The 11,117-nt window shown below is 61.9% G+C and carries 11 protein-coding genes; 1 reads left to right on the top strand and 10 read right to left on the bottom strand.

Translation table 11 applies throughout. The annotated features are described in order from the left end of the window. Positions 1 to 2: 2 nt before the first annotated feature. Positions 3 to 587 carry a gluconate 2-dehydrogenase subunit 3 family protein gene (locus tag ACOZ4H_RS10295; protein WP_424329193.1) on the top strand — a complete coding sequence of 195 codons (585 nt, stop codon included), beginning with the start codon at positions 3 to 5 and terminating at the stop codon, positions 585 to 587. A gap of 32 nt (positions 588 to 619) precedes the next feature. On the opposite strand, the gene ACOZ4H_RS10290 is transcribed toward ACOZ4H_RS10295, so the two are convergent. The 10 genes from ACOZ4H_RS10290 to ACOZ4H_RS10245 form a co-directional block, all read right to left on the bottom strand. Next, the gene (locus ACOZ4H_RS10290; RefSeq protein ID WP_424329192.1) at positions 620 to 1,333 is read right to left on the bottom strand and encodes a dolichyl-phosphate hexose transferase; all 714 of its coding nucleotides are present in this window, start codon (positions 1,331 to 1,333) and stop codon (positions 620 to 622) included. Between the two features lie 49 nt (positions 1,334 to 1,382). Further along, positions 1,383 to 2,159, bottom strand: a complete 777-nt coding sequence (locus ACOZ4H_RS10285; RefSeq protein ID WP_424329191.1) for a helix-turn-helix transcriptional regulator — start codon at positions 2,157 to 2,159, stop codon at positions 1,383 to 1,385. A 430-nt stretch (positions 2,160 to 2,589) separates the two neighbouring features. Further along, entirely contained in the window at positions 2,590 to 3,642 is a 1,053-nt protein-coding gene (trmB, locus tag ACOZ4H_RS10280) for an HTH-type sugar sensing transcriptional regulator TrmB (protein ID WP_424329190.1), read from the bottom strand. Positions 3,643 to 3,835: 193 nt separating this feature from the next. Then, a complete protein-coding gene (locus tag ACOZ4H_RS10275) occupies positions 3,836 to 5,218 on the bottom strand; it encodes an ABC transporter substrate-binding protein (RefSeq protein ID WP_424329189.1) in 1,383 nt (460 codons plus the stop codon). 276 nt (positions 5,219 to 5,494) lie between these two features. Then, complete coding sequence (locus ACOZ4H_RS10270; RefSeq protein ID WP_424329188.1) at positions 5,495 to 6,559, bottom strand: glucose 1-dehydrogenase; 1,065 nt, start codon at positions 6,557 to 6,559, stop codon at positions 5,495 to 5,497. A gap of 40 nt (positions 6,560 to 6,599) precedes the next feature. Beyond that, positions 6,600 to 7,676, bottom strand: a complete 1,077-nt coding sequence (locus tag ACOZ4H_RS10265; RefSeq protein WP_424329187.1) for a Gfo/Idh/MocA family protein — start codon at positions 7,674 to 7,676, stop codon at positions 6,600 to 6,602. A 29-nt stretch (positions 7,677 to 7,705) separates the two neighbouring features. After that, positions 7,706 to 7,909 carry a hypothetical protein gene (locus ACOZ4H_RS10260; protein WP_424329186.1) on the bottom strand — a complete coding sequence of 68 codons (204 nt, stop codon included), beginning with the start codon at positions 7,907 to 7,909 and terminating at the stop codon, positions 7,706 to 7,708. 1 nt (position 7,910) lies between these two features. Beyond that, a complete protein-coding gene (locus ACOZ4H_RS10255) occupies positions 7,911 to 9,107 on the bottom strand; it encodes an ABC transporter ATP-binding protein (protein ID WP_424329185.1) in 1,197 nt (398 codons plus the stop codon). Between the two features lie 4 nt (positions 9,108 to 9,111). Next, positions 9,112 to 10,113: a carbohydrate ABC transporter permease gene (locus ACOZ4H_RS10250; RefSeq protein ID WP_424329184.1), complete on the bottom strand. Its 1,002-nt coding sequence runs from the start codon at positions 10,111 to 10,113 to the stop codon at positions 9,112 to 9,114. Position 10,114: 1 nt separating this feature from the next. Continuing rightward, positions 10,115 to 11,095, bottom strand: coding sequence for a carbohydrate ABC transporter permease (locus ACOZ4H_RS10245; protein WP_424329183.1), 981 nt, complete (start codon positions 11,093 to 11,095; stop codon positions 10,115 to 10,117). Positions 11,096 to 11,117: the final 22 nt, after the last annotated feature.

Genomic DNA, 11,117 nt, shown 5'->3' with positions numbered 1-11,117 from the left:
CGATGACTGACTACGAACTTACCAGACGCGACGCGCTGAAAGCACTCGGGGCAGCGGGCGTCACCGTCGCCGGCGGCGCGGCTGCGCTCACCTGGGAGAGTTCCGAAGATCCCGACACTGCCGAGTCAGCCGAGGTCGACGCTGATACGTCCGAATCGGAGTTCGGTGACCACGAGCGCGAGACGTACCGCGCCGTCGCCGCTATCGTCTATCCGAGCGAGGTGACCGGCGTCGGAGCATTCGTCGATAGCTACCTCGCCGGACGCACAGAGGCCGACCCCGAGCGGGCGACGGAAATGGCGGCTGCCGTTGCGGATCTGGATGGCTACACCCGAGAGTGGGAGGATACCACCTTCGCTGCGTTAGATGTTGCGACACAAGAAGAAACGCTCCACGGAATGGGCGTCCATACTTCCGATCCGGACCCACACGGCGACCCGCGGCATCGCGTGCGCTACTACCTCGTAAATGACCTCCTGTTCGCGCTGTACAGTTCGCCGACCGGCGGCGAACTCGTCGGCATCGAGAATCCCCAGGGCCACCCCGGGGGAACGAGTAGCTATCAGCAGCCACCGAACGAACGGTAAAACAGATCCCCGCTCCGATTGCTCGGGCGGCGTTATCGGAACCGCTCTTCGAGCGCGACCCGGACGATGGATTTGGCGATAGCGGCGCCACCCGAGAACGGATCGAGTTTCGTCTCGCCTTTCCGCTCGTCGTACTCGATAGGACGCTCGCGGACGTCGTAGCCGCGCATCAGTGGCCGCATGAGCAGTTCGGCCGAGAGCCCGGTGTTCTCGGTCCAGACGATCTTCTGGAGGACCTCGCGGCGGTAGGCCCGCATTCCCGTAGTCGTGTCGTGGACGCGCTTGCCCATGAGCGCGCTCGCCAGTAGTGCGAACAGCTCGTTGCCCAGTTTGTTCATCGCCGGCATCTGTTCGGCCCCGTAGTACAGCCGGTCGCCGCTGACGACGTCGGCTCCGTCGTTGATTTCTTCGAGGAAGTCGGGCAGCCGCTCCATCGGATACGTGTCGTCGCAGTCCGTCGTGACGACGACCGGCCGGTCCGGCGTCAGCACGGCCTCGCGGACTGCCACGCCGTACCCCTGCGGTTCCTGCTCGATGACTGTGGCGCCGTGGTCGCGAGCGATCTCCGGTGTTCGGTCGCTGGAGCCGTCGACGCAGACGACTTCGGCGCGCCCGTCGGTCACCGTATCGATATCGTCGAGAACGGTCCCGATCGCTTCTTCTTCGTTGTACGTCCCCATGACGACCGCGAGGTCGTCGAACGTGTAGCCGGCCGGTTCTTCGGTCCGTGAACCCTGAATAGCCATTGCTCATCCGTCAGTCCCGATGGTTCTTGAATGTTTAGGTTTGCCAAAATCAGCGGTCGGCGAGATACGTTTCTATCGGGGTCGCATCCGCCCAGATCCGCGCAAAGAGGTCATTTGCCCACGAAATAGCGCTGTCCGTTTCGGAGACGATCTTCGCCGACGGCCAGGCACCGTCTAGCTCCGGGAGCGTCAAGATCATCCAGTCATCGGAGACGGCGAGTGCGTACGGAACCGGTGTGACACGAACGGCAGTCTCCGCGTACCGGCCCGCATCGACTGAGACAGACTCGGAGTTGAGCATGTCGTCTATTACAGCACAACTCAACACCAGTCTCGAATCTGCGCTGTCTGGCATCGCTGCCTCGTACTCGGGGTGGTAGACCGGCGAGACGACATCGCAGTTCGGGACGCTCTCGACGCGGGTGACGACTTCGCGGACAGGTCGGTTGATGTCGGTCTGTGTGCTCCGGATGACCGTGTACTCGTCAAGTTCCGGGAGGCGACACCGGAACGGTTGCGGGAGAACTGACGTATCGTGGCGCTCCCAGTACTGGGGATCGACAGCGAAGAGGTCCTCAAGGCTTCGCTGGCGGTGAATCGTATCCGCGACGAGGCGGCCGGTCCCGGTGAGTCGCCAGCCGTCGTCCGTCGAGGTGACCAGGCCGCGGCCTTCGAGGTTCGAGAGCGCGTCGTAGATTGCCGACTCGCTCGCGTCGACCGCCGACAGCAGTTCGTTGGTGGGCTTGTCTCCGGGACACAGCGAGCCGATGATGTCTGTCCGGACAGATGACGTTCGGACGAACTGAATGACCGATTTTACGCCCATACTGTCCCCATATGTTGTAGCTCATATTTCGCGCACATATCAGTTTCCATTTGTAATGGAATTTTCTTCGTGAACGGAACTATTCCCTCCCGAACTGGATATTATTGCAGGCAATGTGTCCATCTTTTTTATCGCTCACGATGGATACACTGTTGCTGTCCACATACGACCACGTCCCCGCTGACTGCGACGGAGCACGTTGGTCTTGTGGAGTTGCCACGTTCGGGTCCCGGCGATATCGAGCCTCTGACATAATTCGCCAGCCCGAAGGGTCATGCAATCACCGTGGGTTGCCCGCCCACGGTGCTCATTGTCTCTACAGGTAACTCGTCCAGACGCGTCCAATTCCAACAGACTGCTGTCCGTCGTTCCCGATATCGGCTACCTGCAGTCGGGCAGCCGGCGTGACAAACAGGCACCGCAGTCCGGATCAGTTCTCCGGTGGTGCGTCCGTCCCGATGCGGATCTCGTACGCCTCGATATCCTCGAACGCGGCGACTTGCCCGCCGACCTCGACCGGCCCCTCGGCCGTCTCGACGACCAGTGTCGCGACCTCGCGGTTCGAACTGAACGACGCCTGGTCCACTTTGCCCTCGACGACCCGGTGGTCGCCCGTTTCAACGTCCCGCCCCTCGATAGTCGCATAGAACTCTCCGTCCAACGTCATCAAGTCGGAGATGCACCGTCGGATCGTCCCATACCGGCGTGGGAACGGCAGGCCCTCCCCGTCGCTGGCAATCGTTTCGGCCGTCGTCCACAGCACCGTGTTGAGGAACCCGGACACCAGAAACCCGAGTTCCGACCGATTGAATATGACGCCGTATCTGTCTGTGTCGCCGCGGACGCTCTCGCGGGTGGCGTACATCGAGTAGTTCCCGTCGGCGACGGCGACGACCGGCGTCGTGATACCGCGACGGGCTTTCACCGTGGTCGCGATGGATTCGTAATCGAACCGCGCCGGGTCGGGGGCGTCCACGCCCGGCGAGATGAGAATCTCGATAGCGATGCCGGACTGCTTCCGGTTTGCGAGCCTGTCCTCGAACCGCTCTAGCAGGGCCGGAGTCAGCGACAGCGTCAGTTCGTACTCGGCCGTCTCGATGATGTCTTCGAGGTACCGGAGTATCGTCGGCCGGGATTTGACGAGCGAGACGGCTTCCGGCTCCCGTGCGGGCGCTGTGTAGCGCGAAGACAGGTCGTCAACGAGATCATCAAGCGAGTCCTGAATCCCCTCGAACGCCTCCCGGGGGTCGATAGCCAGGACTTTCATGGGGCGGGACTCTTTGAGTTCAACGAGCCCGACGTCGCTGAGGCTCCGTACCGTATCGTAGACCCGGGGCTGTGGGATATCTGTGTTCTCCGATATCTCCGACGCTGTCAGCTCACCGTGCTGGAGCACGGCCAGGTAGGCTGAGATCTCGTACTCGCCGAGATTGAACCGCGCAATTACCTGCTCGAGCGATGCTTCCAAGTCGTCACTAGACATAGTGGGGCGTTTGCGAGTCGAGTACTAAGAACTTCGGCACTCTATTCATGAGATAGTTTCAGGTCCTTTGACACGCTATTCATGTGGCTATATCACAAGGTCGTCTCTCCTCTCACAGCGGACGGCTATCCGCAGAGCGTTTCGGTTGTCCAAGCTGTCAAAAAAAGCGCGAAAGACGGAAGCGGTCGTCGCGTTACTGGTAGGCGCTGGACATCTGTGAGACGACGTTCGACGGCTCGTTGCCGGAGTTCAGCGACGAGATAGCGGATCCGAGCGATGACTTGACTGCCGGCGGTGCAGCCAGGCCGTGTGCGACGGACGGCGGCTGGGCATCGCTGTTCTGGAAGTCCTCTATCTGGTCTTTGGAGAAGTCGTTGAACGGGTCGGTGCTCACGTCGGTCCGTGGCGGAATCGACCCCTTCTTGGGGTTGAAGATCTCCTGTGCCTCTGCAGTGCCGACAAACTGGCACCACAGCGTCGTCGCTTCCGGCGACGGGTTGTTGACCGGATACGGGAACGAGTCCATGTTGAGCGCGTAGTACCCCTCAGTACCCGGGAATGGGACGTGGTCCCACTCCTCGCCGTACGTGAGGTCGTTCGTGATGTACGTCCCGGCCGCCCAGTCGCCCTGGTGGAGGAACGCCGCTTCGCCGTTGATGACCTGGTTGTTGGCCTCCGTCCAGGAGATCGAACCGGCGTCGCTCGGGATGTAGTCGAGGTAGGACTGTGTGGTCTCGACTGCCGACTCCAGCGCGTCGCTGTTGGCGTCGACCTCACCGTCGACGAAGATGGCGCTGTACGTCTCGGCATCCGTTTCGCCGAGAAGGACAGTCGCGAACATCTGGAAGCTGGACCACGGCGAACCGGTCTGGTGTGCCATTCCGGTGTAGCCGGCCTCTTCGACCGTCGCCAGTGCGTCGACGAGGTCAGACGGCGTTTCGAGGGAGGTCGGGTCGACCCCGGCGTCCTCGACGACCTCGACGTTGTAGAAGAGGTTGTTGATCCGGTGGATGTTGAGCGGGACCGTCACGTAGTTCCCGGCGGGCTGGGCCGCGTCCTTGACACCCTGGAGGTACGCGTCCTCCATGCTGTTCTCGGACCACACGGAGTCGCCGATATCCTTCAGCAGGTCCGCGTCGGTGAACGGGAGCAGATTCTTTCCGGGCCAGGCCTGCCACGTGCTCGGGTGGTTACCGTTCTGCACCCGTGTCCGGATGTTCGCCTGCAGGTTCTCACCCGCACCGCCGGCGATGAGGTTCTCGTCGAACGGAATGTCCGGGTTTTGCTCCTTGAAGGCGTCCATTACGGACTGAATCGCTTCCAGTCCGTCGCCTTCACCCCACCAGTGGGCGACCTCCAGCGTGTTATACTGCGAACCACTGTCAGTACTGCCGTCACTACCGTCACCGCTGCTGCCGTCACTGCCGTCGCCGCTGCTGCCGTCGCCACTGCTGCCGTCACCGCCGTCGCCGCCGTCACTCCCACCGCAGCCAGCCAGCGAGGCCGCACCTGCTGCGCCAGCAATCCGAAGAGCGTTACGCCGCGTCAACCGTCTATTTGAATTGTCATCAGTCATGGTTGCACCAATACCTCATAATTCCTTATTGAAGATTCCTACTTAATACTTCTGTATAGCGAAAATCAGCATTTGACATTTGGCCTGATCCGGTTAAATCGACTCTATCTTCCATTATATGGGGTTTCAACGCCTGAATAAATTAATATCATGTGAGTAAATACCTCACCAATTCATATATGTTTTCTTATATATGGGGCGTAAAGCACTGCCTAGAGCGGGTCCATTCGGGGTGTATTGTCGACAAAAAGCTCGGGCGCGATTCGGCCCGAGGACTTACAGCGAATCGAACTCGACGACTGCCTTTATCTGGTCGTCCCCATCCTCGAAGGCTTCCTCCACGTGTTCTGGGTCGGTAACCGTCGTGACCAGGTCATCGAGTAGCCACTCCGGTAGGTCCTGTAAGGTCTCGACAGCGTCTTCGAAGTGCGAGACGTGTGAGTTGACCGTGCCGATGAGACACTTGTTGTGCAGGACGATCTCGTTGTGTAGCGAGCCACCGTCGACTTCAAACTCCCACGGCTCCGGGATGCCGAGCAACACGCCGACCCCGTTCTGGTCGAGCGCCCTGACCGTCTGGAACGCGTGCGGGGCGAACCCGGTCGCCTCGTAGATGTAGTCCATCGCCTCGTACTGCTCCGGGAGTTCGTCCACCGACGTTTCGCGGGAGTCGACGTACGTACTGCCGATTTCATCGATGATGTCGACCGTCGGGTCCGGTCTGTCCCGCCGACCCACACAGTACGTCCGGTCGTACTCTTGGTCGAGCATCCACACCGTCAGCAGCCCGAGCGAGCCGTTACCCAGCACGCAGGCGGATTCCGGTCGCCAGTCGAACGGTTCCCGCGTCGCGTACGCGTGCTCGTTAGCCTTCTCGGTGATCGAGAGCGGTTCGACGAGGAAGCCGTACTCCGCGACCGGCTCGGGGACGGGAACGAGGAAATCTGCCGGCGAGGTGAAGTACTCGGCCATGAAGCCGTGATCGCCGACGATGCCGCGTTCCGTGTACTCGCCGTCCGGAGCCATATCAGGCTCACCTCGGCGGAAGTACTCGTTCGTCTCACCGTTCGGTTTCCGTCGGACGGTCGGCGCGACGACCTGCCCCGCCTCGAGCCCCGTGCCATTGGGCTCTTCGACGACCCCGACCGCCTCGTGTCCGAGAACCATGTGGTCCGCCCCGTCGGGGAACCCGCCGTGGGACCCGCTCAGGACTTCGTGGTCTGTGCCGTCAACACCAACGCGGAGCGTCCGGACGAGTGCCTCGCCCGGGCCGGGCGACGGTCGCTCCCGCTCCAGGAGCTGAGGGCCGTCGTCGCCCCGCGTAACACCAATCACTTTCATGCCAGGCAGAGAGTGAGAACACTGGGGATTAAGTCTTTCTTCAGGTCTCCGTCTCGCCAACGCTAACGGCCCCGCCAGTCTCGCTGGACCGGTAGATCGCGTCCATCACGCGCTGGACCCGAAGCGCCTGTTCGACGGTGTTCGTCGACGGCGGTGCCCCGTCTCGGACAGCCGAAACGAACCGCGCCTGCTCCTTTCGTTGCGGGTCAGACCGCCCTGTCTCGATGTCGGTCGTCCGGTGGTGCATCCGACCGGTGTCAGCCGTCTCGAACAACGTCAGGGACTGGTCTTCGAGGTCGAGTTTCGCGCCCGCCCCGGTCCCGCGGACGTAGTACTCCTGGCTGTCCGGTCGGTTCGTCGCCCACGCGACCTCCAGGGAGACCGTCGTGCCGTCCCCACAGCGAATGAAGGCACTCGCGGAATCGTCGACGCTGAACTCGGCTGCGCCCTGGTCCTCGCCCCACATCTGGACGTAGGCGTACTCCTCGTCGACGCCGAACTGGGCGCGCGTGTCGCCTGATACCTCGACGACTTCCGGGTGGTCGGCGACGTGCAACGCCAGGTCGATAGCGTGTGCCCCGATGTCGATGAGCGAGCCGCCGCCCGCGACATCACTGCGCGTGAACCACGACCCCCGGCCAGGGACGCCGCGTCGCCTGATATAGTTCGCTTCAATATGTGAGACCGCTCCTATATCGCCAGCGTCGCGGTAGCCAACGAGCGTCTGGACCGGATCGGCGAACCGCTTGTGGAAGCCGATCATGCAGAACCCGTCGGCCGCTTCGGCGGCCGCAGCGATCCGCTCGGCGCTTTCGAGCGTGTGAGCCAGCGGCTTCTCGACGAGCACGTCCAGGCCTGCCTCGAGCGCCGCCACGACGTACTGTTCGTGGTATCTGTTCGGCGTCGTCACCAGCACGGCATCGACCGTCTCGAACATCGCTGACGCCTCCTCGTAGACCGGTGCGTCGTACGCCTCGGCGAACCGGCGGCGCGCATCGGCATCGACGTCGACGCCGGCCGCTATCGAGACCGGCTGGTCGAGCTGTCGGAGATTGGTACAGTGAATGTCCGCAATGTTCCCCAGTCCGATGATGCCTATCCGAACGGTCTCAGTCATTTGTCTCGAAAACTGCACCCGAAGTCGGGTTAATACAACTGCTTTTCACGCTCTTCGCGCTCCTCTTCCTGTTCCTGCTTGGCCTTCTCGCGGCGTCGGCCGCGCCGATACTGGATCAGGCCCGGGATGATCTTGTTTTTCAGGTCGAGGATGAACGACACGATACCGTACGACCAGAAGAAAAACAGCACGAGCATCCCGCTCCAGTACAGCATCGCGAGGTGGCTGCTCATGTCAGTCGTCCGATTCCACTTCGCTTCCGGAGGCGGTCCCCTCTGCCTCGTACGGGATGAGGTCGTGGACAATCGCCTCGCCGGTGGCCGAATCGAACAGGTGGACGTTCCGCCGGTCGATGACGACGCTGATCGACTCCTCCTCTTCGAGGTCCGAGTCCGGGTCGATGCTCATCAGCAACTGGTCGTTCGTCGCCATCTCCTGGTCCATCGACGTTTCGCCGTCGCCCAGCAACAAGTAGGCGAATATCTCGTCGCCCATCGGTTCGAGGATGTCGGCCTTGGCCTGTATCATCCCCGACGGGTCGGGGACCTCGTCCCGGAGCTCACCGGGGTAGATGTCTTCCGGTCGGACGCCGAGTGTCACTTTGTCGCCGGCGCTGATGCCCTCGACGGACGCGGGGTTGAACTCAAGGTCGAAGTTCGGTGTCTCCAGAGCGTTCTCTGTGACGGTTCCCTCGATGAAGTTCATCGACGGCGAGCCGATGAACCCGGCAACGAAGAGGTTGTCCGGCTCGTTGTAACAGGTCAGCGGCGGGTCGATCTGCTGGAGCTGACCCGAATCGAGGACGGCGATCCGGTCGGACAGCGTCATCGCCTCCTCCTGGTCGTGGGTCACGTAGATGATAGTCGTGTCCAGCTCCTTGTGCAGGCGCTGGAGCTCCGTCCGCATGTGGACCTTCAGTTTCGCGTCAAGGTTCGCCAGCGGCTCGTCCATGAGGAACACGTCGGGCTCGCGCACGATGGCGCGGGCGATTGCGACGCGCTGGCGCTGGCCGCCGGACATCTCCTCAGGCATCCGGCTGAGCATCCCATCTAGCTGGACGATGTCGGAGGCCCGTTCGACCCGGCGGTCGATTTCGTCCTGCGGGTAGTCCCGCAGCCGCAGCCCGAAGGAGATGTTGTCGTACACGTCCATATGCGGGAACAGCGCGATGTTCTGGAACACCATCGCGATGCCGCGGTCTTTCGGCGGGAGGTTCGTCACCTCGCGGTCACCGATGTATATCTCGCCCTCTGTGGGGATGGTGAGACCGGCGATAGTCTCCATTGTCGTCGACTTCCCACAGCCGGAGGGGCCGACGAAGCAGATGAACTCGCCGTGGTCGATATCGAGGTTCATGTCGTCGACCGCGGTGACTATGTCACCCTGGTCGTCGTAGCGTTTCGTCACGTGTTCGAGTCGTACTCGTGCCATTGTGTTACTCCTTGAGTGCGCCTGAGGTCAGTCCGCTGACGATGCGTTCCTGCGCGACGACCACGAGGATGACGACGGGGAGGACCCCGACGATGCTCGCGGCCGCCATGAGGTTGAACTGCGTCGTGTACTGGGTCTGGTAGCTGAGAATCCCACCGACGATGGGCGACCAGTTCGTCGCTTCCGGTGAGGTCGCCATAATCGAGCTGAAGAAGTACTCGTTGTAGACAGCGATAAACGTCAGCACGGCCGCGGTCGCCACACCCGGCGCAGACAGCGGCATGATGACACGGAACAGCGCGCCCAGCCGCGTCGTCCCTTCGACCCGTGCGGCGTCCTCCAGCCCGTCGGGAATCTGGCCGTAGAAGGTCGTCAAGATGAAGATCGACAGCGGCATGAACAGCGCGCTGAACGGCAGCACCATCGATCCAGGGGTGTTCAGCATCCGCGGTGGGGTAAACAGCGGGATGGATGTGAACGGTACCGTAATCGGGGCGTTGCCGGCGAACGCCTGGAACAGCGGGATGACGAACGCGGCCGGCGGGAAGTAGCTAATCGCCAGAATCCCGAGCATCAACAGTGCGCGGCCCGGGAAGCGAAGGCGGCCGAACACGTAGCCTGCGAGGCTCGCCACGAACAGGACGATGACCGTCGTCGTCACCGCCAGCGCGAAGCTGTTCAACATGTACAGGTGGAACGGTACCTGCTCGAAGACGCCGACGAAGGCGCCGGGATTGAAGCCCTTCGGCACCGGCAGCGGGAACGTCCCGCTGACGCCAAAGAGGTTTATTGTCGGGAGGAAGCTACCCGAGAGCAGGTTCCCTTCCGGAGTCACCGCCAGTACCATGAGCCAGTAGAACGGGAACAGCGTCGTCACCAGGAAAAACACCATCGCCGCATAGAACAGGGCCCGGTACACCTTGTCCGGGTCCTGGATTGCGCTCTGTGTCCACCGCTGTAGCGGTCCGTCGCTCGACTGGTCCTGATCTTCAGTTGTCGTAGCCATATCAGATCGCGTCCTCCCCTTGCCAGACGATGAGTCCCATCACGACGATGCCGATAATCGCGGCTGTCACGAACGCGATGGCCGCCGATGTCCCCTCGCGGGTAGTGAACGTCGCGACGACCATACACGACAGCGACGGCACGACGGTACAGCTCGACACCGTGTCAATGATGCCGTACACTCGCATCGCCTGCACCGACCGGAACAGCACGGCGATGCCGATGGTCGGCAGAATGAGCGGGAACGTGATGAGCTTGAACTGCTGCCACTTCGTTGCGCCGGCGACCTTTGCCACGTCGTAGAGGCCCCGGTCGATGCTCTGGAGCCCCGCCAGGATGAGCAGGGCCATGAACGCCGAAGTCTTCCAGATATCGGCGACGATGACGATGAACGTCGCACTCGCCGTGTCATTGAGCGTGTTCGTCGGCGCTAACAGTCCGAGGTCGGCAAGCGGCGGCGTCAGGAACCCGACGTTCGAGTTGAACATCAGGAAGAAGATCATCCCCTGGATGACGATGGGGACGGCCCACGGGATAATGATGGCCGCACGAATCCACCGCCGGCCGTAGAAGTCCTGGTCGAGGATGAGCGCCTGTCCGAGGCCGATGAGCGTCTCGAAAAACACGCTCACGACCGCGAAGATTATCGTGACGACTAGTGCGCTGTTTAGCAGTGCACCGGTGCTGAACCCCCCGGGAAGGAACGTCGTTCCTCCCGGCAGGTACCGGTTCTTCTCGCCGGTGAACAGCCCGACGTAGTTCCCGACACCGACGAAGTTAGTGCTCGAAAAGTCCGCCGAAAGCGCGAACAGCGACAGTTCGAACGTCCGTAGCAGTGGGTACAGCGCGACGATACCGAGCAACACGAACACCGGAATCAACAGCAGATACGCGTACCACGTGTCGCTGAGGTTTTCCATCCACCGCATCACGCCGACGAGTGCCCCCGAGCGTCTGGATTCACGGCCGGTTTCTGTACTCATTCGGTTACCTCCGTCCGTCGTT

This window comes from Haloarcula amylolytica, assembly GCF_049705545.1.
GTDB classification, from domain to species: domain Archaea; phylum Halobacteriota; class Halobacteria; order Halobacteriales; family Haloarculaceae; genus Haloarcula; species Haloarcula amylolytica_B.
The sequence above is the reverse complement of the archived record's forward strand: the minus strand, read 5'-3'. Positions and strand labels throughout refer to the sequence as shown.